At 75.2% G+C, this 23,101-nt stretch carries 20 protein-coding genes; 13 read left to right on the top strand and 7 right to left on the bottom strand.

Going from position 1 to position 23,101, the window contains the following annotated elements:
• The 7 genes from ACR9E3_RS25195 (at position 1) to ACR9E3_RS25165 (ending at position 4,207) form a co-directional block, all read left to right on the top strand.
• Positions 1-519, top strand: a complete 519-nt coding sequence (locus ACR9E3_RS25195; RefSeq protein ID WP_460383432.1) for a hypothetical protein — start codon at positions 1-3, stop codon at positions 517-519.
• 77 nt (positions 520-596) lie between these two features.
• Positions 597-923 carry a putative quinol monooxygenase gene (locus ACR9E3_RS25190; RefSeq protein ID WP_460383430.1) on the top strand — a complete coding sequence of 109 codons (327 nt, stop codon included), beginning with the start codon at positions 597-599 and terminating at the stop codon, positions 921-923.
• A 31-nt stretch (positions 924-954) separates the two neighbouring features.
• Positions 955-2,103, top strand: a complete 1,149-nt coding sequence (locus ACR9E3_RS25185; protein WP_460383429.1) for a DUF3500 domain-containing protein — start codon at positions 955-957, stop codon at positions 2,101-2,103.
• 81 nt (positions 2,104-2,184) lie between these two features.
• Complete coding sequence (locus tag ACR9E3_RS25180; RefSeq protein WP_460383428.1) at positions 2,185-2,466, top strand: antitoxin; 282 nt, start codon at positions 2,185-2,187, stop codon at positions 2,464-2,466.
• Positions 2,467-2,468: 2 nt separating this feature from the next.
• Entirely contained in the window at positions 2,469-3,293 is an 825-nt protein-coding gene (locus tag ACR9E3_RS25175) for an SDR family NAD(P)-dependent oxidoreductase (protein ID WP_460383426.1), read from the top strand.
• A gap of 36 nt (positions 3,294-3,329) precedes the next feature.
• A complete protein-coding gene (locus tag ACR9E3_RS25170) occupies positions 3,330-3,725 on the top strand; it encodes a DUF3224 domain-containing protein (protein ID WP_460383425.1) in 396 nt (131 codons plus the stop codon).
• Positions 3,726-3,727: 2 nt separating this feature from the next.
• On the top strand, positions 3,728-4,207 hold the full coding sequence (locus ACR9E3_RS25165; RefSeq protein ID WP_460383424.1) for an OsmC family protein: 480 nt from the start codon (positions 3,728-3,730) through the stop codon (positions 4,205-4,207).
• Between the two features lie 45 nt (positions 4,208-4,252).
• Here ACR9E3_RS25165 and ACR9E3_RS25160 read toward each other — a convergent pair whose 3' ends face one another.
• Positions 4,253-7,783 carry an indolepyruvate ferredoxin oxidoreductase family protein gene (locus ACR9E3_RS25160; RefSeq protein ID WP_460383423.1) on the bottom strand — a complete coding sequence of 1,177 codons (3,531 nt, stop codon included), beginning with the start codon at positions 7,781-7,783 and terminating at the stop codon, positions 4,253-4,255.
• A gap of 172 nt (positions 7,784-7,955) precedes the next feature.
• Between ACR9E3_RS25160 and ACR9E3_RS25155 the strand changes: the two genes are divergently transcribed.
• Positions 7,956-8,447: an Lrp/AsnC family transcriptional regulator gene (locus ACR9E3_RS25155; RefSeq protein WP_460383422.1), complete on the top strand. Its 492-nt coding sequence runs from the start codon at positions 7,956-7,958 to the stop codon at positions 8,445-8,447.
• 17 nt (positions 8,448-8,464) lie between these two features.
• Positions 8,465-9,268 carry a thioesterase family protein gene (locus tag ACR9E3_RS25150; protein ID WP_460383421.1) on the top strand — a complete coding sequence of 268 codons (804 nt, stop codon included), beginning with the start codon at positions 8,465-8,467 and terminating at the stop codon, positions 9,266-9,268.
• 72 nt (positions 9,269-9,340) lie between these two features.
• Here the strand turns inward: ACR9E3_RS25150 and ACR9E3_RS25145 are convergent, their stop codons facing one another.
• Positions 9,341-10,438, bottom strand: coding sequence for an SPL family radical SAM protein (locus tag ACR9E3_RS25145; protein WP_460383420.1), 1,098 nt, complete (start codon positions 10,436-10,438; stop codon positions 9,341-9,343).
• A 122-nt stretch (positions 10,439-10,560) separates the two neighbouring features.
• Between ACR9E3_RS25145 and ACR9E3_RS25140 the strand changes: the two genes are divergently transcribed.
• From ACR9E3_RS25140 to ACR9E3_RS25130, 3 genes are all read left to right on the top strand, one after another.
• A complete protein-coding gene (locus tag ACR9E3_RS25140; protein WP_460383419.1) occupies positions 10,561-10,776 on the top strand; it encodes a hypothetical protein in 216 nt (71 codons plus the stop codon).
• Between the two features lie 66 nt (positions 10,777-10,842).
• Positions 10,843-11,817 (top strand): phosphotriesterase family protein, encoded by a 975-nt coding sequence (locus ACR9E3_RS25135; RefSeq protein ID WP_460383417.1) that lies wholly within the window; start codon positions 10,843-10,845, stop codon positions 11,815-11,817.
• On the top strand, positions 11,814-13,331 hold the full coding sequence (locus tag ACR9E3_RS25130; protein ID WP_460383416.1) for a class I adenylate-forming enzyme family protein: 1,518 nt from the start codon (positions 11,814-11,816) through the stop codon (positions 13,329-13,331). The genes ACR9E3_RS25135 and ACR9E3_RS25130 overlap by 4 nt, the downstream gene beginning before the upstream one ends.
• A gap of 52 nt (positions 13,332-13,383) precedes the next feature.
• Here ACR9E3_RS25130 and ACR9E3_RS25125 read toward each other — a convergent pair whose 3' ends face one another.
• The 4 genes from ACR9E3_RS25125 to ACR9E3_RS25110 form a co-directional block, all read right to left on the bottom strand.
• Positions 13,384-14,913: a DICT sensory domain-containing protein gene (locus ACR9E3_RS25125; protein ID WP_460383415.1), complete on the bottom strand. Its 1,530-nt coding sequence runs from the start codon at positions 14,911-14,913 to the stop codon at positions 13,384-13,386.
• 212 nt (positions 14,914-15,125) lie between these two features.
• Positions 15,126-15,776 carry a LutC/YkgG family protein gene (locus tag ACR9E3_RS25120; protein WP_460383414.1) on the bottom strand — a complete coding sequence of 217 codons (651 nt, stop codon included), beginning with the start codon at positions 15,774-15,776 and terminating at the stop codon, positions 15,126-15,128.
• Positions 15,760-17,208, bottom strand: coding sequence for a LutB/LldF family L-lactate oxidation iron-sulfur protein (locus ACR9E3_RS25115; protein WP_460383451.1), 1,449 nt, complete (start codon positions 17,206-17,208; stop codon positions 15,760-15,762). The genes ACR9E3_RS25120 and ACR9E3_RS25115 overlap by 17 nt, the downstream gene beginning before the upstream one ends.
• 41 nt (positions 17,209-17,249) lie before the next feature.
• On the bottom strand, positions 17,250-17,996 hold the full coding sequence (locus ACR9E3_RS25110) for a (Fe-S)-binding protein (protein ID WP_460383412.1): 747 nt from the start codon (positions 17,994-17,996) through the stop codon (positions 17,250-17,252).
• A 227-nt stretch (positions 17,997-18,223) separates the two neighbouring features.
• On the opposite strand from ACR9E3_RS25110, the gene ACR9E3_RS25105 reads away from it, so the two are divergent.
• Positions 18,224-20,863 (top strand): helix-turn-helix transcriptional regulator, encoded by a 2,640-nt coding sequence (locus tag ACR9E3_RS25105; RefSeq protein ID WP_460383411.1) that lies wholly within the window; start codon positions 18,224-18,226, stop codon positions 20,861-20,863.
• Between the two features lie 43 nt (positions 20,864-20,906).
• Here the strand turns inward: ACR9E3_RS25105 and ACR9E3_RS25100 are convergent, their stop codons facing one another.
• A complete protein-coding gene (locus tag ACR9E3_RS25100) occupies positions 20,907-23,021 on the bottom strand; it encodes an Hsp70 family protein (protein WP_460383410.1) in 2,115 nt (704 codons plus the stop codon).
• Between the last annotated feature and the right edge of the window lie 80 nt (positions 23,022-23,101).

Below are 23,101 nucleotides of genomic sequence, written 5' to 3'. Positions count from 1 at the left end.
GTGACCGAGCCGCCGGACCCGCCGCCGACCATCGCGACCATGCGCACGATCGGCATGGTCTGGCTGGTCGTCGGCGGCGTGGCGATCCTCGTGGGGGCCATCGCCACGGTGGCCGCCGTCGCCGTCTTCGGGGTGCTCGCGGTGCTGCTCGGCGGCGGCCTCGTCGCCATCCAGCAGGTCCGGGCCCGGTCGGCGATCCGGGCGTCGCGGACGCTGACCAACACCCCGCCCCCACCGGCGGCGCCGCCGCCGAACACCCCCGGGCCCCGCCGCTCGGCGTCGGCCGGGCCCACCCCGGGGCCGCCCGACGGCAGCTCCGGCGGGCCGTCGTCGACGGGCGACGACACGGGTGCCGAGGCGGCGGTCGGGTCGACGTCGGGTTCCGGGGACGACGGGTCCGGGAACGACACCGACGAGGCGGAGGTCGTCGAGGAGCGGGAGCCGTCGATCTCCGACGAGGAGGACGGCACCGGGTCGCGCAGCGAGGACGACGACACCCCGGGATCCCGCCGCGACTGAGCGCCCGTGACGCGTGACACCACCGGCCCTCGGGTAGGTGGTGGACGACGCCGCCGTCGACCCCAGGAGGCCCCGCTGTGCCGACGCCCACCGAAGACGACCGCACCCTGCTCACCGTGATCGCCCACATGAAAGCCCTGCCCGGCAAGGAGGCGCAGCTGCGCTCCGAGCTCGAGCAGCTCGTCGCCCCCACCCTGGCCGAGGACGGGAACGTCAACTACGACCTGCACGTGGCCGTCGACGACCCGGGGACGTTCTACTTCTACGAGAACTGGAAGAGCCCGGGCCACCTCGAGTCGCACATGGCCAACAGCCACCTCGTGGAGTTCGCCGGCAAGCTCGACGAGTACCTCGTCGGCGGCGCCGACGGCCTGACGATCACGCAGCTGCAGCGCATCAAGTGACGCGGGAGACGGAGCGCAGCGGAGCTCGACCATGAGTTCCGGCGGCCCCTCTCCGCGCACGGTCGCCTCGGCGATGGCCGAGGCGGCCGCGGCGTGGATCGACACGCTCGACGCGGAGCAGCGGGCGGTCGCCGCCTGGGAGTGGCCGGGCTCGAAGGCCGCCGACGCCGAGCGGGTGCGGTGGTTCTACACGCCGACCGACCACGGCGGCCTCACCGTCCACCAGCAGCGTCCCCACCAGCACCGCGCCGCGATGCGGCTGCTGGCGACGGGACTGTCGGAGGAGGGGTACGTCACCGCCTCGACGATCATGGGCCTGGAGAACGTCCTCGACCGCACCGAGGGCTTCACCACGGGGTTCGCCCGCGACCGCGGACGTGACCCGGGCATGTACTACCTGCGGGTCTTCGGCGACCCGACCGGCGACGGACCCTGGTCGTGGCGCTTCGGCGGGCACCACGTGTCGGTCCACCACCTCGTCCTCGACGGCGAGGCGGCCGCGGGCAGCCCGTGCTTCCTCGGGGCCGACCCAGCGGTCTCGCCGCTGCTCGGGGGCCGGGAGCTGCGACCGCTGGGCGGGATCGAGGACTCCGCCCGCGAGCTGCTCCACGCACTGGACGCCGACCAGCGCTCGCGCGCGGTGCTCACGGCGACCGCGCCCGCCGACATCATCAGCGCCAACCGCGTGCGACCGATCCCCGGCGACCGCCTGATCCCGCTGCCCGACATCTGGCGCGGGCACTTCGCGCAGGACCTCGAGGACCGGCTCTGGTCGATGCACGACGGCCTCGAGAGCCAGCTCGGGGTGACCGAGACCGACCGGTCGGCCACCGAGCTCACCGCGACGCCCCGCGGGCTGCCGGCGTCCGAGATGACCGCCGACCAGCGCGGGATGCTGCGCGCGGTGCTGGAGACCTACGTCGGCCGGATGCCGCCGGGCGTCGTCGAGCGCGAGCGGGCCCGGTTCGACGGGGACGCCCTCGACGGTGTCGCCTTCGCCTGGGCCGGCGGGGCCGAGCGCGGCCAGCCGCACTACTACCGTCTCCAGGGCCCCCGGTTGCTCGCGGAGTGGGACCACACGCAGCGCGGGGTGAACCACGCGCACTCCGTGTGGCGCGACCCCGGCCACGACTTCGGGCTCGATCTCCTCGGCGAGCACCGCGCCGAGCACCACGCGTGACACCAATCGTGACGTCGCTCCTGACACCACGAGACGTGGTAAGCAGGAAAGGACGCCCACCGCAACGAGAGAGGTGACCCCATGGCACTGATGCGCAGGGTCGCGGCCGTCGGCGCCGCCGTCGCCGCCGCGCGGCGGTACGCCCGCCAGAACCCCGAGAAGGTCAACAAGTACGCCGACCAGGCGGCGGCCTTCGTCGACAGCCGCACCGGCGGCCGGTACCGCAAGCACATCGACTCCGCGGTGCGCCAGGTCCGCAAGCAGACGAGCATCCCGGGCCGCACGCAGCCGTTCCCGGAGCCGCAGTACTACGGCCCACAGTCGGCGACGCGCTACCCGAGCCAGCGCACCGACCGACCCTGAGCATGGCGGACACCGCGCGCACCGTCCTCGTCACCGGCGCCACCGACGGCCTCGGCCGGGCCCTGGCCCACGACCTCGCGGGCCGGGGCCACGCGGTGCTGCTGCACGGCCGCGACGACGAGCGCGGCAAGGCCGCGCTGGACGAGATCCGGCGGGAGACCGGCAACGAGGCCCTGTCCTGGTACCGGGCGGACCTCGCCGAGCTCGCGCAGGTGCGCGAGCTCGCCGACCGGGTCGCCGCCGACCACCCGCGCCTCGACGTGCTGATCAACAACGCCGGGATCGGCGCGGACGTGCCCGGCGGCGGCGAGCGCCAGGAGAGCGCCGACGGTCACGAGCTGCGGTTCGCGGTGAACTTCCTCGCGGGCCACCTGCTGACCCGCCGGCTGCTCGGGCCCCTGCGGGCCGCGGGCGCCGACGGCGACGCGGCGCGGATCGTGATGGTCTCGTCGGCCGGGCAGGCGGCCCTGGACTTCGACGACCTGATGCTGCGCCGCGACTACTCGGGCTGGCGGGCGTACTGCCAGAGCAAGCTCGCGCAGATCCTCGACGCGTTCGACCTCGCCGAGGAGCTCGACCCCGACATCGTCACCGCGACCGCCCTGCACCCGGCCACCTACATGCCGACCAAGATCGTGCCGTCGCCGATCAGCACGATCGCCGAGGGTGTCGAGGCGACGGCACGGCTCGCGGTCGACCCGGAGCTCGCCGGGGTCACGGGCCGCTACTACAACGGCCTCCGCGAGGCCGAGCCCGACCCCCAGGCCCACGACGCGCTGGCGCGGCGCCGGCTGCGCGGGATCGCGGACGAGCTGACGGGTCCCTGACAACGGGTGTCAGCTCGCGCACGCGAGGATGCGCGGGTGACCACACACCTCGAGAGCGCCTTCACCATCGACGTCTGGGAGCCGGCCGAGGGTGACGCCCTGGCCGAGCCCGAGGGCCGGGGCCCCGCGACCGGTCGGGCACTGGTCCGCAAGACCTACACCGGGCCGCTGGTGGGCACCTCCGTGGCGGAGCTCCTCACCACCCAAGGGGAGGGCGGTGCCGCCTACCTCGCGCAGGAGCGCGTGGTCGGCGAGCTCGAGGGCCGGGCCGGCAGCTTCGTGCTCCAGCACGGCGCGGCGGGCGGCGACGGCCAGGAGCTGCGGCAGTGGGCCTACGTCGTCGCCGGGTCGGGCACCGGCGGGCTCGCCGGGCTGCAGGGCACCGGGATCCTCGCCCACGAGCTGCTGACCCTCGACTACGAGCTGCCCTGACCATGGCCTTCACCACCGACCCCGACGGCACCCACCGCTACCGCGCGACGTGCACCTGGTCGGGCTCGACCGGCCTCGGCTACGACGGCTTCGTGCGCGCGCACCGCGTCTCCGCGCCGCCCGCGGCGACCGCGCTGGAGCTCTCCAACGACCCGTCGCTGCACGGGGACGCGGCCCTGCTCGACCCCGAGCAGCTGGTGCTCGCGGCGGCGGCGTCCTGCCAGCTGCTGTCGTTCCTCGCGATCGCCGCCCGGGCCCGGATCGACGTCACCGACTACCGCGACGACGCCGAGGCGACCATGTCGCACGACGAGGGCCCGGCGCGGATCGCGGCGATCGTGCTGCGCCCGCACATCACGGTGGCGCCGGGCCCGAGCGTCCCGCGCGTGGAGCGCCTGGTCGAGCTGGCCCACAAGGAGTGCTACATCGCCAACAGCCTCGCCACCCCCGTGGCGGTCGAGCCGGTGGTCACCTTCATGTGAGCGAACTTCGGTGCGATAGCACCAAAGTTCGCTCACGTAGGTCGGTCAGCCCAGCAGCTCGGCCAGGCGGGCGCGGTAGCGGGCGACGTTGTCGAGCTTGATCTGCTCGTAGCCCCGGACCATGTCGGGCAGGGCGGCGATCTCCGCCGCCCGCTCGGCGTCGGCCATCGCCAGCAGTGTCGGCACCAACGCGCGGTACTCGGCCACCAGCTCCCGCTCGACGCGGCGGACCTCCGCGACGCCGAACGGGTCGAGCTTCGTGCCGCGCAGGCGGCGCATCGCGCGCAGCGTGCGGTAGCCCGGCCGGAACCAGCGGCCCAGCGTGATCTTGCGCTGCATGCCCGCGGCCCGGAGCACCGGCGGGTGCAGCTTCCAGGCGTAGCGCGCGCCGTCGCCGAACTGCGCACGCACCGACGCGTCGAGCGCGGGGTCGAGCGACAGGCGCGCGACCTCGTACTCGTCCTTGTACGCCATGAGCTTGTACAGGCCCGAGGCGATCGCCTCGGCGAGGCGCGGGTCGGTGTCGACGCAGCCGGCGACGACGTCCGCGTACTGCCGCGCGTAGGACGCGTCCTGGTAGGCGACGAGCTCGGGCACCCGGATGCCGACGAGGCGCTCGAGCTCGCTGCCCGCGGGCGCGCCGATCGCGGCGACGATCTCCGCGGCCTCGGCCTCCCCGCGCTCGGTGAGGCCGGGGACGCCGGTGTCGGGACCCGTGGCGGTGGCCAGCGCGACCACCTGCGCGAACGCCTCGGGGTCGGCGACGGACTGACGCCCGCGGCGGAAGGCCTGGAGGTTCGTCACCACGGCGGCGCCGTTGAGCGTGAACGCCTCCTCGATGGACTCCGCCGGCAGCGGCAGCGCGCCGGCCTGGAACGCGGCGCCGACGAGCAGCGTCAGCGCGAACTGGTCGTCGCCGAACAGCGCGTCGGCCAGCGCGCGGGCGTCGACGACGATCCCGACGTCGCGCCGGACGCGGTCGGTGATGCGGCGCAGGACGGCGTCCGGGTCCGGGAAGGTGACCGTCGGGTCGACGACCATCGCGCCCGTCGGCACCTTCGCCGACGACACCGCGGCGACGGTGCGCCAAGAGGCGCAGGTGGCGAGGTTCGCGGGCTCGGCCGCGACGAGGAGGTCCGCGCCGAGGTAGAGGTCGCACTCGCCCTCGGCGGCCCGCCCGGCGGCGTCCTGGGCCGACCGGCTGATCTTGATGTCGGAGATGACGGCGCCGCCCTTCTGGGCCAGCCCCGTCTGGTCCAGGCCGCGGACGTGGCGCCCGGCGGTGAGGCCGGCGGTCGCGAGCACCTGGGACACCGTGGTCACGCCCGTCCCGCCGATGCCGGCGAGGCGGATCGTGAAGGCCTCGGTGTCCACGACCGACCGGGGCCGCGGGAGGGCGTCGGCCGCCAACGAGGCGAGGGCAGGCGGTGCCGCCGCCGCCCCCGGCTCGACGGTGAGGAACGCCGGGCAGTCGCCGTCCAGGCAGGAGTAGTCCTTGTTGCAGGACGCCTGGTGGATGCGGGTCTTGCGGCCGAACTCGGTGTCGACCGGCGTCACCGACAGGCAGTTCGACGTCTGCCCGCAGTCGCCGCAGCCCTCGCAGACCCGCTCGTTGATCATGACGCGGGTGGACGGGTCGGCGAGCGTGCCGCGCTTGCGCTTGCGCCGCTTCTGGGCCGCGCACTCCTGGTCGTGGATCAGAACGGTCACGCCGGGGGTGTCGGCGAGGACGCGCTGGGCCTCCTCGTAGCGCGAGCGGTCCCAGACGGCGACACCCTTGGCCAGGCGCACGCGCCGGTACCGCGACCGGTCCTCGGTGGTGACGATGATCCTCGTGACGCCCTCGGCCATCAGCGACTGCGTCAGCGCCGGCATCGACAGGGCGCCGACGGCGTCCTGCCCGCCGGTCATCGCGGCGGCGCCGTTGTGCAGCAGGCGGAAGGTCAGGTGCGAGCCGGCGGCCACGGCGGCGCGGACGGCCAGCGAGCCGGAGTGGTGGAACGTCCCGTCGCCCATGTTCTGGACGAAGTGGTCGGCCTCGACGAACGGGGCCATGCCGAGCCAGTGCGCGCCCTCGCCGCCCATCTGGGTCAGGCCGGTGACCTCGCCGACCTGCTCCTCGGGCATCAGCAGCACCATCGTGTGGCACCCGATGCCGGCGCCGACGAGCGAGCCGTCGGGGATCGCCGTGGTCGACGTGTTGTGGGGGCAGCCGGAGCAGTAGAACGGCGTGCGCTGCGCGCCCGCGACCGGCGTCAGCGAGAGGTCGATGCGGCTGCGGCGGGCCTTCTCGTCGCGCCACGCGCGGACGCTCGGGACGTCGCCGTGCGCGAGGAGACGCTCGCCGACGCGGCGGGCGACGACGTCGGGGTCGAGGTCGCCGGCCTCGGGGAACATCGGCATGCCCTCGGGTCCCCGCTTGCCGTACACCCGCGGCGCGTCCGCGCGGCCGTAGAGGAGCTCCTTGATCTGGGTCTCGAGGAAGGCGCGCTTCTCCTCGACGACGACGATCTCGTCGAGCCCCTCGGCGAAGCGCTCGACGATCCCGGGCTCGAGCGGCCAGGGCATCCCGACGCGCAGGAGCCGGACGCCGCGACGCTCCAGCTCGGCGTCGTCGAGGCCCAGGGTGTCGAGGGCCTGGCGCAGGTCGAGCCAGCTCTTGCCGGCGGCGACGACGCCGATCCGCGCGGTGCCGTGCCCGAGGATCCGGTTCAGCCCGTTGGCGGCGGCGTAGCGGCGGGCGATCTCGAGGCGGGCCCGGTAGAGGTCGCGCTCGATCGGGCCGAGCTTCGGCTGGAGCAGGGTCGCCGAGGGGGTGTGGACGTACTCGCGGCCGTCGATCGTGAGGTCGGGGGTGACGATCGCGAGCCGGTCCGGGTCGACCTCGACGGTGCCGGAGCCGTCGGCGACCGCGGTGACCATCTTCAACGCGGTCCACAGCCCGCTCACCCGGGAGAGGGCGACGGCGTGGCGGCCGAGGTCGAGGACGTCCTGGGAGTCCGCGGGGAAGAGCACCGGGACGGCCATGTCGGCGAGGGCGGCCTCGGAGGCGCAGGGCACGCTCGAGGACTTCGCGGCCGGGTCGTCGCCGACGAACGCGACGGCGCCGCCGCGGGGGTGGGTGCCGGTGAGGTTCGCGTGGCGCAGGGCGTCGGTGGCGCGGTCGAGGCCGGGGGCCTTGCCGTACCAGTAGCCGACGACGCCGTCCCGGGTCAGGCCGCCGGTGGCCGCGGCGAGCTGGGTGCCCTCGACCGCGGTGAGCGCGAGCTCCTCGTTGAGCCCGGCGGCGAAGACGACGTCGTTCTCGGTGAGCAGGGCGCGCTGGCGGGCGAGCTCGAGGTCGTAGCCGGCCAGCGGCGAGCCCTCGTAGCCGGAGACGTAGCCGCCGGTGCGCAGGCCGGCCCGGAGGTCGGCACGGTGCTGGTCGAGCGGCAGGCGCACGAGGGCCTGGACGCCGGTGAGGTGCACACGGCCGGCCTCGAGCGTGTAGCGGTCGCGCAGGGTCATCGGCCGGCGGGGCTCCCCGTCGTCGCCGTGGGGCACGTCGAGTGCGGGCGGGCGGACGTCGACGGTCATGGCGGACCTCCTCGGCGGAGCGGCTCGGAGTGGGTGGTCTCCGGCGGCCGGATCCACGCGTGTTCGCGGTGGACGCAAAGCTAGGGAGTTACTCGCCAGTGGTCTACTGTTGTCCTCAGCAACTAGGCCATTGGCCCACTCTGTACCGGGCCTGACTGATCCGCTTCGGCCATTGGACGACCTCGTGGACCTCGACGACCTCGATCGGGCGCTGCTGCTCGCCCTGCTCGAACGCCCGCGGGTGGGGCTGCGCGAGCACGCGCGGGCCCTGGGCATCGCGCGTGGCACCGCGCAGGCGCGCTTCCTCCGGCTCCAGGAGCGCGGGGTGATCGTCGGCTTCGCCCCGCACGTGGACCCGGGTGCGCTCGGCTACGACGTGCAGGCCTTCGTCACGCTGCACATCACCCAGGGCCGGCTCGACGACGTCGCCCAGCGCCTGGAGGAGGTGGCCGAGGTCGTCGAGGTCCACAGCATCACCGGCGACGGCGACCTCTGGGCCAAGGTCGTCGCGCGGACCAACGCCCACCTCGAACAGGTGGTCCAGGGGATGATCGGCACGCCGGGCGTGGAGCGCACCCGCACCGAGATCGCGCTCACCGAGCGGGTGCCCCACCGGGTGCTGCCGCTGGTGCGCGCGCTGCCCCGGGGCCGGCGCGGTGGGTGAGTGGTCTACTCACGCGCGTGATCGGTGAGCTGGCGCTCGACAGCGCCGCCGAGCGGGTCGGCGACGGGGTCCACGCGATCGACCTGTCCGACCGGTGGTGCCTGCAGGACGGGCGCCTCAACGGCGGGTACCAGCTCTCCGTCGCGGTGCGCGCGCTCGCGGCGGAGGTGCCGCAGCCCGATCCCGTGGTGGCCTCGGCGTCCTACCTGCGCCCGGCGATGCCGGGTCCGGCCCGGGTGCTCACCGAGGTGATCCGCGCCGGGCGTCGGCTGGCCACCGGGACGGCGCGGCTCGTGCAGCCCGGACCCGACGGGGCCGAGCGGGACGTCCTGCGGCTCGAGGCCACGTTCGCCGACCTCGCGGCGACCCCGGCCGACACCGTCGACCTCACCGCGCCGCCGGACCTGCCGGCCTTCGGGGAGTGCCGGACGTTCGGGGGTGAGGACGCGCCCCCGGACATCGCCTCGGTGGGCCGGCGGATGCGCTACGGGGTCACCGAGATGCCGGGCTGGACCCGGGGCGAGCCGTCGGGCGAGCCGCGGGCGGAGTTCTGGTTCGCCTTCGCCGACGGGTCGGACGCCACGCTGCTCGACCTCGCGTTCGTCGTCGACGGCGCGGCGCCGGTGGTGATGGAGCTGGGCCGCGGATCGAGCACGGTCCAGCTGACCGTGCACCTGCGCGAGCACCCCGCGCCCGGCCCGCTCGCCTGCCGGACGGTGACGCAGCACCTGTCCCACGGCTTCCACGAGGAGGACGTCGAGGTGTGGGACTCCCGCGGCGTGCTCGTGGCCCAGTCGCGCCAGCTCGCCCTGCTGCTGTGAGGTGCGCTTCGCGCACGTGAGCACTTTCGCGTGTTCCAGCACGCGAAAGTGCTCACATGGCCGGAGGCCACCTCACGTCCAGTACAGGACCCGCGCCGCCGGCAACCGCTCGGCGAGCTCAGAGGTCACGTGCGCCCGCAGGTCGGCCATGACGTCGTCGGGGTAGACGTGCTTCACCGCGCCGAACTTCCCGCGCTTGGCCTTCCGCTGCTCCGGGTCCATCTCCAGGCGGGTGCGCGGGTACCAGGACTCGAGGGTCTCCTTGCTGCCCGGCGTGAAGCGGTGGGTGATGCACTCGGCGGTGAGGTCGAGGTCCTCGACGCCGTCGAGGCCGGCACCGACCCGGGCGAACAGATCGCTGTAGGCCGCCCGCCAGTCGCCCACGGGCATGATCGGCGCGATCGTCAGCCCGACCGGCCAGCCGGCGCGGGCCATCCTCGCCACGGCGTCGATCCGCGCCGCGACGGGATCCGTCCCGCCCTCGAACCGGCCGACCACCGATTCCGGACCGACCGAGAACCGCAGCCGGGTGCGACCGCCGTGGGGCAGCTCGAGCAGGCCGTCGACGTCGGCGAACTTCGTGGTCGCCCGCAGCTGCACCGGGCCGCCGAAGTCGTGGGTGCCGACGTGGCGGACGGCGGCGGACAGACTGCCGGTGACGTGCTCGATGCCGAGCGGGTCGGTGTAGCACGACGCCTCGAACGTCGTCCCCTCGCCGGCGCGCGCGGCCGAGGCGGACGTGATCGTGCCGTGCCCGACGTACGCGTCGAGCCCGGCGAGGATCTCCTCCAGGTCGCCGAAGACCCGGGTCACCGGCGGCCCGGTCAGCGACCCCGCGAGGTAGCAGTACTGGCAGTGCGCCGGGCACCCGCGGGCCAGGTCGACACGCCAGTCCGCGCTCGGCGGGATGGGGTCGAGCTTCCGCGCCGACGCCGGGCTCGTCACCACCGCGAGCGTCGACTTGGCGCGGGCGTAGGTCTCGCGGTCGGTCTGCCCGCGCAGACCGGTGATCCGGTCGCCCCGGAGCAGCGCGACGTCGTCGACACCGGCGGCCTCGCAGCGACGGAGGATCTCGGCGGTGTGCGGGTGCTCCTGCGCGGACCGGGTGACGAGCACCCGGGCCGGGGTCCAGGGACGGTGCCGGGACGGGGACGGGGTCGGCGCGCTCACGTCACCGGGTCCCCCGTCCGGCGGCTTCCGCCCACACGAGGTGATTCGGCCGATCGTGGGCGGGATACTCGCCGACATCCGGCGTGGCGCCGGTCACACCGAACCTCGAGGGAGGCACCCCGATGTCCGCTCCGTCCACCGGCCCCGACCTGCGCCCCGCGGCGCTCGACGACACGGCGCTCGACGAGCTCCACCGCCTCGAGGAGCGCCTCGGCACGCCGGTCGTCGCCTACGAGGCCGCCAGCCCCTACGCCGAGCTCTCCGCCGACCAGCTCGCCGAGATCCAGCGCACCGAGTCCGCGCTCGGCGTGCGCCTGCTGGCGTACCGCCAGGCCTGACCTCCCACACGCACCGCCGTAGGGTGGTCCGCGTCACAGCCCGACGACGCGGCGGAGGTGCGGGCGATGCCCTCGGTGGAGACGGTGCGCGGTCCGGTGGACGTGGGCGACCTCGGGACAACGCTCATGCACGAGCACGTCTTCGTCCTCACGCCGGACATGATGCAGAACTACGGCGACGAGTACTGGGACGAGGAGGTCCGGGTCGCCGACGCGATCGACAAGCTGCGCCGGCTGCGTGACCTCGGTGTCACCACGATCGTCGACCCCACCGTCGTCGGGCTGGGCCGCTACATCCCGCGCGTGGCCCGGATCAACGCCGAGGTCGACCTGAACATCGTCGTGGCCACCGGGCTCTACACGTTCGACGAGATCCCGCACTACCTGCACTACCGCGGCCCCGGCACGCTGCTGGGCGGCGACGAGCCCATGGTCGAGATGTTCATCAAGGACATCCGCGAGGGCATCGGGGGCACCGGCATCAAGGCGGCCTTCCTCAAGGGCGTCGTCGAGGAGCGCGGCCTGACGCCGGACCAGCGACGGGTGCAGCTCGCGATCGCCGAGACCCACACGGAGACCGGTGTCCCGATCACCGTGCACACCAACAGCGCCCACCAGACCGGGCGGCTCGCCCTCGACCTCTACGACGAGGTCGGCGTCGACCTCATGAAGGTCGTCGTCGGGCACGCCGGTGACACGAACGACCTCGACTACCTGCGCGAGATCATGGACCGGGGCGCCACCATCGGCTGCGACCGCTTCGGGCTCGACCTGTTCAATCCCACCGAGCAGCGCGTCGCCACGATCGCGGCGCTGTGCGCCCAGGGCTACGCCGACCGGATCGTGCTGGCCCACGACGCCGCCTGCTACATGGACTTCTTCTCCGGCGAGGCCTCGCAGGCGGCGCTGGCCCAGGCCGCGCCGAACTGGCACTACGAGCACATCCACCACGACGTGCTCCCCGCGCTGCGCGAGCAGGGTGTCACCGAGGACCAGCTCACGACGATGCTCGTCGACAACCCGCGGCGGTACTTCTCGTGAGCCCCGAGCCGCTCGACCGCGGGGCCGCACCCTTCGACACCACCGGCATCACGCGCGGCGCGGACGGCGTCGCCCGCTACGACCACCTGCACCCGTCGGTCGTCGCCATGGTCCGGGCGTCGGTGGAGCGCCACCCCGACGTCGAGGCGCTCGTCGAGGTCGGCGGCGAGCGGGTGACCTACGCCGAGCTGTGGGACCGCGCGGCCCGGGTCGCCGGCGGCCTCGTCGCCGACGGCGTGAACCGCGGCGACCGCGTGGCCTCCCTGCTGCCGGCGGGTCTCGACTGGGTGGTCGGCTTCCTCGGCACGCTGCTCGCCGGCGCGGTGGCGGTGCCCGTCAACACGCGCTTCGCGCCGCCCGAGGTGGAGTACGTCCTCGCCGACAGCGAGGCGGCGGCCGTGCTGCGTCCGGGCGCGCCCCTGCCGAGCGGGCATCCCGAGGCCCTCGACGACCTCGTCCCCGGCGACCTGGCCGCGATCTTCTACACCAGCGGCACCACCGGCCGGCCGAAGGGCGTCCGGACGACCCACGGCAACTTCCTGTCCAACGTCGAGACCGCGATCCGCGTGATCGGCATCGACCGTGCCGACGGCCCCACGCTGCGCAACCTCGTCTCGGTGCCGCTGTTCCACGTCACCGGCTGCAACTCCCAGCTCCTGGTGCAGCTCGGGCTCGGCGGCACCACGGTGGTGCTCCCGGCGTTCGACGGCGCGGCGTTCGTCCGCACGATCGTCGCCGAGCGCACCGACACCCTCGTCAGCGTCCCCGCGATCTACGGGCTGACGCTGGCGCGCGACGACGTCGACGCCGACCTGTCGCACGTCCGGCGCCTGACCTACGGCGGCGCCCCGATGGCGCCCGCGCTGGTGCGCCGGCTGACCGAGCGGCTCCCCCGGGCCCGGCTCGGCAACGGCTTCGGCCTCACCGAGACGTCGTCGATCGCCACGTTCCTGCCCCACGAGTGGGCCGTCGACAACGCGGACGCGGTCGGGTTCGCCGCCCCGGTCGACCTCGCCCTCACCGACGTCGACGACGCCGGCGTCGGCGAGCTGCTGATCCGCGGACCCAACGTCGTCGACGGCTACTGGAAGGCCGCCGAGGCGACGGCCGCGACCTTCGTCGACGGCTGGCTGCACAGCGGCGACCTCGCGCGCGTCGACGACGGCATGGTCCGGATCGTCGACCGCGCCAAGGACGTGATCAACCGCGGCGGCGAGAACGTCTACTCGGTGGAGGTCGAGAACGCGCTCGCCGGCGCGCCGGGGGTCGCGGACGCGGCCGTCGTCGGCGTCCCGGACGACGTCATGGGCGAGAAGGTGGGCGCGGTGCTCGTCGGCGGCGACATCGACGTCGGCGCCGTGCTGGCGTACCTGGACACCCAGCTGGCCGACTTCAAGGTGCCGCAGTACGTGGTGGTCAGCGCCGATCCGCTGCCCCGCAACCCGGGCGGCAAGCTGCTCAAGCGGACCCTGCGCGACGGCACCGCCTGGGGCTCGCCGGTCCGCGGCCGCTGAGGTATGTGAGCGAACTTCGGTGCCATAGCCCCGAAGTTCGCTCACGTAGGGACTAGCGGGGCTGCGGCACCTCGGTGGCGACGACGCCGTGCGAGCCGGGCAGCAGGCGGTCGGGGTCGTCGGGGTCGTCGGGCTCGGCCCCGAACCACGGGTGCTCGGCCGGGGTGTCCGCATCGCGCTCGGGACGGCCCGCCCCGTCACCGCCCGGCCCGGGCACGACCCGCCCGGCGCGGGTGCTGACCGCGGCGACCCGCTCGCCGGTGACCGTGCGCCCGGCGTCCACGACCCCGGAGCCGTCGGCCCGCAGCCGCGTGAGGGCGACCCGCAGGTCGTCCAGCGGGAGCGGCCGGGAGTGCGTGACGATCGTGGCGACGCCGGCGCTCAGGGACACGTGCGGATAGCCGTCGGAGGAGAGCTCGAGCTGCTCGGCGATCTCGTCCCCCAGACCCGCCAGGTGCCGGGGCGAGGCGCCGGGGACGACGACGAGGAACTCGCGCCGGTTCAGCCGCACCGCCGCGTCCACCGGCCCGAGCGGCTGCTCGAGCGCGGCCGCCACCTTCCGGGCGGCGTGGTACTCGGCGCGCGGCTCCTCGAAGGAGGCCCCCAGGCCCGGCACGTCGACCAGCGCGAGGCCCACCGGGAGCTCGGCCGCGCCGCCGGGCGCCGACCAGCGCTCGAGGAAGTCGGGCGTCGGCAGCCCGCTCGAGGGATCGGTCTCCGCGGAGCGCTGGGCGTCGGCGGCGCGATGGGCGTCGGCGAGCTGCTCGCGCAGCGCGCGGCTGCCCGCCTGCGCGGTCTGCATGCGCGTGATCATGTGCGCCAGCGACGCCGTCGCCCACGCCTCGGCGGGCGTGCCCCCGCTGCCCGCCACCTCGCCGCCCGCGGCCATGACCTCGCCGAGGAGCGTGTCGATGCGCCGCACCAGGGCCTCGGGCAGGCGCGTCCCCAGCGCCAGGCGCAGCCGGGCGAGCTCGGCGCCGGCCTGGGCGTGCGCGTAGCCCCAGCGGCCCGCGAACTGGCGGCTCGCCTCCCGGTCGCGCTCGCGGGCGTCGTAGGCGTGCTGGTCGGTGGCCACGAGGAACGCCCCCGCGCGGGGTCCGACGGCGACCACGGTCCACTCGTCGGCGAGCTTCTCGTCGGGGTCGACCAGCACCGTGTGCACCCCCCGCGGCGGGGCGTGCTCCTCGCCGCGCACGAAGCCCACGACGACGTCGGCGCCCGCCTCGGCGAGGCGCTCGTAGACCACCCGTTCCCGCTCGAAGAACTCGAGGCGCTGGAAGAGCGCGACGACCACCGTCGGCGACCCGGTGACCGGCGAGGAGACCACGGCCTTCTCGATCGCGTGGCTCACCGCGACCAGCAGGCGCTTGGGCACGAGCGACGGCCGCCCGCCCGCGATGTGCTCCCATGCGTGACGGGGATCGGCGTCCAGGCGCGTCCGCGTCGCACGGGCGGTCGCCTCGGCGGCGGCCTGCGACAGCGGGCCGGCCACCCCGGGCGTGCCCCCGGCCGGCACGCGACGAACGGGCGGGACGGTCGGCACGGGGGCGAGCGGCGAGCGGCCGTTCGGGTGGCTGGTCACCGGAGGGCTCCTGGCGGGTGGATCGGTGCGGGTGGCTCGGGCCGTTCCCCGACGACACGACTCTCACCCGCGGCCAGCTGTCCGAGCGACGAACGGCCCGTGACACGCGACGAAGTGACCGCCGCCACCCGAACGGCCCGCACCCGCCCGAGGATCTCCCTGGTCACCCTCCGTACGTGAGCGAACTTCCGGGCTATAGGCCCAAAGTTCGCTCACGTACCAGCCGGGCCGACCAGCACCACGTCCAGGCGGCGGGGGCCGTGGACGCCCTCGACGCGGTCGAGCTCGATGTCGCTGGTCGCCGAGGGCCCGGACACGAAGGTCAGCGGGCCGTCCGGGTCGAGGCGGGCGAGGGCCTCGGGGACCGACGACACGACGGCGTCGGCGCGCAGCACGCACACGTGGTGGTCGGGCACGAGGCTGATCGCCCGCCGTCCCTGGTCCGGGGCGAGCGCGTCGAGCACGAACGTGCCGGTGTCCGCGATCGCCACCGCGGCGCCGGTGACCACGGCGTCGACCCCGTCGAGCTCGGCGACCGACAGCGGCGGCTCGTCGGGCCGGACCCGCGCCGTCACCGCCGCGATCCACCGCGCGGGCAGCCCGGGGGGCGCGACGAACGTCGCCGCCCCCGCGTCCTCGAGCACCCGCGCGACGACCGCCGACACGTCGTCCTCGCCGGCGACACGGTGCACCGTGGCGCGGTAGTCGGTCAGCGTCTCGTCGAGACGAGCGAGGACCTCGGCGCTGCCCGGGGCGAGGGCACCGGTGCGTCGGTAGGCCCGAGGCACGTCCGGCGGCGTCGCCCCGCCCGCGTCGCGGGCGGCTCGCAGCCGGGCCAGGACCTCGTCACGAGCGGCGGTCACGGCGCTCCCACCACTCCCGGAACGTCTCCCTCGGCGGCGCCGGCATGTCGCGGGCGCCGAACCACGCCGACGCGCCCGGCACAGATCGGATCCGTCCAGACCCGCCGAGCACCCGGCCCAGACGCATCGCGCGCTCGGCGAGCGAGAAGCGCCGCGGCGACGCCATCGCCGTGGCCGCGGCGCGCATCGCGACGTCCTGGGCGGTCGGCCGCCCGTGCGCCTCGACCGCCGCCGCGCGCTGCTGGACCAGCAGGTGCGGGATGTCGATGCGCACCGGGCACGCGTCGAAGCACGCCCCGCACAACGAGGAGGCGTAGGGCAGCGAGGCGTTGACGTCGTCGGGGCCGTCGATCCCCGTGAGCTGCGGCGACAGCACCGCCCCGATCGGACCGGGGTAGATCGACCCGTAGGCGTGCCCGCCGGTGCGCTCGTAGACCGGGCAGACGTTGAGGCACGCCGAGCAGCGGATGCAGTGCAGCGCCTGCCGGCCGTCGGGCGAGGCGAGGACGTTCGACCGGCCGTTGTCCATCAGCACGAGGTGGAACGCCTGCGGGCCGTCGCCGGGGGTGACGCCGCTCCACGTCGACGTGTACGGATTCATCCGCTCGCCGGTCGAGCTGCGCGGCAGCAGCTGGAGGAACACTTCGAGGTCCGACCACGTCGGGACGATCTTCTCGACGCCCATCACCGTGATCAGCGTGTCCGGCAGCGTCAGGCACATCCGGCCGTTGCCCTCGGACTCGACCACCGAGATCGTCCCGGTGTCGGCCACGGCGAAGTTCGCCCCGGAGATGCCGACCCTCGCCGAGAGGAACTTCCGCCGCAGGTGCGTGCGCGCGGCCATCGCGAGCCGCCGGGGCTCGTCGGTCAGCGCGGGGTCCACGTCGGGCATCTCGCGCAGGAAGATGTCGCGGATCTCCGAGCGGTTCCGGTGGATGGCCGGCACGAGGAAGTGCGACGGCGTGTCGTCGGAGAGCTGGACGATGAGCTCGGCGAGGTCGGTCTCGAGCGCGGCGATCCCGGCCTCGCCGAGGGCCTCGTTGAGCCCCGTCTCCTGCGTGGCCATCGACTTGACCTTGACGACCTCGTCCGCCCCCGTCTCCCGGACCAGGTCGACGACGATCCTGTTGGCCTCCTCGGCGTCGCGCGCCCAGTGCACGACCCCGCCCCGGGCGGTCACCGACGCCTCGAGCTGCTCGAGCAGCTCCGGCAGGCGCGCCATGACGTCCGCCTTGACGCCCTCGCCGGCGCGGCGCAGCTCCTCCCAGTCGTCGACCTCGCCGACGACCCCGGCGCGCTTGGCCCGGATGGTGCGGGTGGCGTGGCCGAGGTTCTGGCGCAGCTGCGTGTCGGCCAGGGCCCGGTGCGCGGCGACCGGGAAGGGCTCGGTGCCGCGCAGGTGGTGGTGCGGGTCCGACGCGACGGTCGGCATGCCCAGGTCGGTGGTCGCGCGGCCGTCCCCGACGTCGGTGGTCACGCCGGCACCCCCTCGGTCGTCGACGCCAGGATCTCGGCGAGGTGCACCGTGCGCACCCCCGAGCGCAGCCGGGACAGTCCGCCACCGATGTGCATGAGGCACGACGAGTCGCCTGCGGTGCAGACCTCCGCGTGGGTGGAGACCACGTTCGCCATCTTGTCCGCGAGCATCGCCGTCGAGGTCTCCGCGTTCTTCACGGCGAAGGTCCCCCCGAACCCGCAGCACACCTCGGCGTCGGGCAGCTCGGTCAGCGTCAGCCCGCGGACCGCGCGCAGCAGCCGCAGCGGCTTGTCCCCGACCCGCAGCATCCGCAGCGAGTGGCACGTCGGGTGGTAGGTGACGCGGTGCGGGTAGTACGCGCCGACGTCGGTGACGCCGAGGACGTCGACGAGCAGCTCGGACAGCTCGTAGGTGCGGGACGCGAGATCCTCGGCGGCCCGGGCCAGCTCCTCGTCGCCGCCGCGGCGGGCGACCATCGCGTGCTGGTGGCGGACGCAGCCCACGCACGACCCGGACGGGGCGACGGTGACGTCGGCGGCGCCGGAGAAGACGTCGACGTGGTGGCGCACGAGCGGCAGCGCCATGTCGAGGTAGCCGGTGTTGACGTGCATCTGGCCGCAGCACGTCTGGTCGGCAGGGAAGACGACCTCGTGGCCGAGGCGCTCGAGCAGCTCGACCGTGGCCCGTGGGGCCTGCGGAAACATCGCGTCGCCCAGGCACGTGGCGACGAGGGCGATCCTCACGGGCGGAGGGCCTCCTCGGAGGGTGACGGTGACCCGATCAGTGTCGCGCAACGGGAACGGGCTCCGCAGGGCCAGGGCCCCGCCGAAGTACCTGTGACCCCGGGTTACCTGAATGCCTACGCACTTCTACGCAATGCGGTGCGGGATGCTTCCACCAGGACCGTCCGGGTGACGACACTGCTCGCGCACGCGATCAAGGAGGGGTCGGGGCGGGAAGGAGGCGACGCATGGCCGAGAGCCGGCCGCTGGTCGGGCGATCGGAGGCGCTCGCGGCCGCCGTCGCCGCGGGCGGGGACGAGCGCGTCGCCGCCGTCGTCGTGGGCGGGCCGTCCGGGGTGGGACGCACCCGCTTCGCCCGCACCGCGTTCGCGGCCCTGGGCGCCGCCGGCGAGTGGCGCACCGACACGATCATGACCAGCTCGGTGACGGCCGACATCCCGCTCGGGGCGCTCGGGCACCTCGTCGGCGACCTCGACCCCGGGCTCACCGACACCGCGGGCCTGCTCCGCGAGGCACGGCGGCACCTGGCCGGCGGGTCCCCGCGCCGCCTGCTGCTCATCGACGACGCCCATCTCCTCGACCCCACGTCGGCGGTGGTGCTCGCCCAGCTGGCCCGCACCGGGCACGCGTTCCTCCTGCTCACCGCACCGACCGGCGCCGTGTCCCCGGAGCCGCTGCACACCCTCTACCGGGACGGCTACGCCACCCGCCTCGAGCTCTCCGAGCTCGACCGGGCCCAGTCCGACCACCTCGTCGAGACCGCACTCGGGGGGCACGTCGACGGCGTGACCCTCGACCGGCTCTGGGGGCTGTCGCTGGGCAACCCGCGCTTCCTCTGCGAGCTCCTGGACGGTGCGCGCGACGACGGCGCGCTGCACCGGTCGGGGTCGGTGTGGCGGTGGGACCCGCCCCGGCACCCGCCGCGGCGGCTGATCGAGCTGCTCACCGCGCGCGTCGGCGGCCTCGCCCCGATCGAGCAGGACCTCATGCGCACGCTGGCGTTCGGGCAGCCGCTGGGCAGCGAGGTCGTCGCCGCCCTGTTCCCGGTGGTGACCCTCGAACGCCTCGAGTCCGAAGGGCTGGTCACCTCGGTCCGGGACGGCCGGCGCCTCGAGATCTCCCTGGCGCACCCGCTCTACACCGAGCTCCTGCGCAGCCGCGCCACCCCGCTCCAGGAGCGTGAGGCCTACCGGCGGCTGCGGGCCGCCATGGAGACGTCGGGCTCACGCCGCGCCGGCGACCGGCACCGGCTGCTCGCGTGGCGCGCCGCCGAGGGGCTGACCACGGACCCGACCGAGCTGCTCGACGCGGCGAGCAGCGTGAGCGGTCGCGAACCCCGCACCGCCGAGCGCCTGCTGCGCGCCGCGGCCGACCACGGCGCCGGGTTCGAGGTGCTGTGGCGGCTGGGCCTGCTGCGGGTGGAGCTGGGCATGTTCGACCCCGCCGAGACCGCGCTCGCGAGCGCCGCCAAGCTCGCCGAGGCCAGCGACGCGGTCGGCCTCGACGGGTCCGCGACCGCCCCGGATCCCCTGCTCGTGGCCACCGCGCGGTGCCGCAACCTGTTCTGGGGGCTGCGCGACGAGCCGGGCGCCCGGGCCGCCGCGACCACGGCCCTCGCGGCGGCGGCCGACCGCGGCACCGACGGCGGCGAGCTCGCCGCGGCCCTGCGGGGCTTCACGGCCTACATCGGCCACCGGCCCACCGAGGCGCTCGCCGCCGTGGCGCCCCTCGTCGAGTCACCGGGGACCGACGACCACGCCACCACCGCCGCGCTCGCCGTCGCCGCCCTGGCCCACGTCGAGCTCGGCGAGGGCGAGCGCGCCGTCGCCCTGGCCACCCGCGGCCTCGCGGCACCGTTCGACGGCGGGCGAGGCTGGCTCACGCTCGAACTGCGCATCGCCCGGTGGCTCGCCGTGCTCGGGGCGGGCCGCCTCGACGAGGCCGAGGAGCTCGCCCGCGACTGGCACACCGAGGCCGGCCCGACCGGGGTCGGCGAGCACATCTCGCTGTACCTGAGCTGGCTCGGCATCGTGGCCGGTCGGCGCGGGCGGCTGCAGACCGCGGTGCGGCTCCTGCACGAGGCCGCCTCGGGGGTCTCCGCGCGCCGCTTCCCGTTCACCGCCCCGCTGGTCGCCGAGCTCGCCGTCGCGCTGGCCGGCGTCGGGCGCACCACCGAGGCCCAGGACGTGCTCGCCGAGGTGCACGGCACGTCGACCAGCCCGCTGGCCGGGTGGTTGCAGGGAGCGCAGGTCTGGCTCGCCGGGGTCGACGGCCGGGTCAGCCGGGCCACCGAGCTCGCCCTCGACGACCGCCCGGCCGCGTCGTACGCCGACCGCCTCCAGGCGCTCCACACCGCGGTCCGGCTGGGCGCCGGGCGCGCGGTGATCACCCCGCTGGACGACCTCGCCGACCGCGGCGACGGCGACCTCCCCGGTCTCTGCGCGGGCCACGCCCGCGCGCTCGCCGCCGGTCACGGCACCGCCCTGGACGCGGTGGCCGGCGGGTTCGCCGAGCTGGGTCACGTCCTGGTCGCCGCCGAGGTCTACGCGCAGGCCTGCGCCGCGCACCGCGCGGCCGGGCACACCGGAGCCGCCGGGTGGTCGGCCTCCCGCAGCCGCGCGGCCACCGAGGCGTGCGAGGGCGCGGAGACACCCGCGGCGGGACTGCTCGAGCGCACCGGCGAGCTCACGCCGCGCGAGGCGGAGATCGCCGCGCTCGCCGCCGGCGGCCTGACCAGCCGCGCGATCGCCGACCAGCTGGTCATCTCCGTGCGCACGGTCAACAACGTGCTCCGCTCGGTCTACGCCAAGCTCGGTGTCTCCGGGCGCCGCGAGCTCACCGAGGCGCTCGGGCTGCGCTCGGTCTGACCGCCCGGGGCGGGGCCGGTCAGGGGCTCGGTCAGGGGGTCGGTCAGGGGGTCGCCGCCCCGCCGTCGCTGCTCGACCCGGGCGTCGCCTCGCAGCAGCCGCCCGTCGTGCCGGTGCCGGTGCTGCCGCCGGTGCTGCCGTCGGTGGTGCCGGAGCTGTGGTGGGACGTCGTCGTGGTGGTCGTCCACCGGCCGCCGCCACCTCCGGAGCCCCCGGAACCCCCGGCGCCGCCGTTCGCGGTACGTCCGGTCCCGCCCGGGGTCCCGCCGGAGTTGTCCTGGGTCGGCGGCGCGGCGGTCGTCGTCGGCAGCGGCTCGGGGGCCACGACCTGCGTGGGCGTCGGGCCCGGCGCGGGCGGGGTGGAGGACGCGAGGGCGCGGTAGGCGAACGTCCCGCCGCCGGCGAGCAGCGCGACGAGCAGGACCGCCGTCAGGACCAGGGGCATCCGGCGGCGCGGACGCCCGACGGGGGCCTCCTCGCCGGCGCCGTGGCGGTCCCCGCCGTCCAGCGGGGGCGGGGGTGCCCCGTGCGCCGAGGAGGCCGCCGCCCCGCTGTACAGCGCCGCGGTGCCCGTCGGTCCCCGCCCGGCCTGCCGACCCGGGTCCGCGTGGGCCGGGGCGACCTGGGTCGGGCCGGTGTGGGTCGGCGCCACCTGGGTCGGGCCCGTGTGGGTCGGGGCGACCTGCGTCGGGGCGGCGTGGGGCTGGGCCACGGTCTGACCGGTGTGCGGTCCCTGGCCGCCCGCGGTGGTGCGGGTCGTCGGCGTGTACGTCGTCGACGCCGGGGTGCGGGCGGTGGGCGAGAACGCCGACGACGCGGCCGCCCCGGTGCGGGTCTTCGGGGTGTAGGTCGTCGACGTCCGGCCCGTCGAGGTGCCGCCGGTCGACGGTCCCCGGGTCGACGCCACCGTCGGGATCATCCCGGAGCTCGGCCCCGACGACTGGCGCGGTGACGCCGGCGCCGCGCCGGTCCCGATCCGGACGCCGCCCGACGGGGTGCGGGGACTGACCGGCGGGATCGGCGTGCGGTAGGGCGCGCCCGAGCTCGGGAACACCGAGGTGTGTGCCGGGCTCGGGGCCCCGGGGCCCGCGGCGCGGGCCGGCGGCTCGACCAGCATGGCCGCGCCGAGCACGATCGCGTGCTTGGGGTGCGCGTCGACGGCCGTGGGGCGGCCCATCTCGGCCGACACCATCCGGGCCACCAGCGGGATGCGCGAGGAGCCCCCGACCAGCAGCACCTTGTCGAGCTGCTCGGGCTCGACGTCGGCCGAGACCAGCGCCCGCTGCAGCGCGGCGATCGTGGAGGCCACCGAGGGCCGGATCATGTCCTCGAACTCGCCGCGGGTCAGCCGCACCTCGGTCTGCTGCGAGGGCAGCAGCACGGGGATGGTGGCGTCGGTGTCGGCCGAGAGCGCCTCCTTGGCGAGGACGCAGTCCTGGCGCAGCCGGACGATCGCGCTGGTCGCCGCGGCGTCGGCCGGGTCGAGCGCGGAGACCGCGCCGTCGAGCGTGCGGTCCACGTAGGCGTACACGGCCTCGTCGAAGTCGACCCCACCCAGGCCCTCGACGCCCTCGGGCTCGCCGAGGATCTCGAACCCGCCGCCGGTGGTGCGCAGGATCGTGGCGTCGAACGTGCCGCCGCCGAGGTCGTAGACCGCGACCGTGCTGCCCTCGGCGATGCGCTCGTTGGTCGCGTAGTGCGCCGCGGCCGCCTCCGGCTCGGTGATCATCGCGACGTCGTGCAGGCCGGCCAGGCGCGGCACCTGCTCGAACAGCTCCCGCTTGTACGGGCCCCAGTTCGCGGGGTGCGTCAGGCGCACCGCCGACGGCGGCCCGCCCTCGCGCTCGGAGATCTGGGCGACGACCTCGCGCAGCTGGGCGGCCAGCAGGTCGCCCGCCGAGTACGGCGTGCCGCCGAGCAGCATCGGCGTGGGGTCGCCCAGGCGCCGCTTGACCTCGCGCGCCACGCGGTCGGGCTCGCTGGCCGCGCGGCGGTTGGCGGCGTCACCGGTGAGCACCCCGCCCTCGGCGCGCATGAGGATCACCGACGGCATCGCGGTCGAGCGGTCGCCCAACGGGGCCATCTCGACGTGCCCCTCGCGCACGACGGCCGCCGCCGTGTACGTGGTGCCGAGATCGACACCCAGCCCGTACGCCACCGGTCCTCCTCGCATCGGTCCGACTGCCCACTCTCGACCCCGCGTTCGGGGGTGTCATGAGCAGCCGGGTACTCACCTCA

Source organism: Actinomycetospora sp. C-140 (genome assembly GCF_054796175.1).
This window is presented reverse-complemented; position numbering and strand designations above follow the sequence as displayed.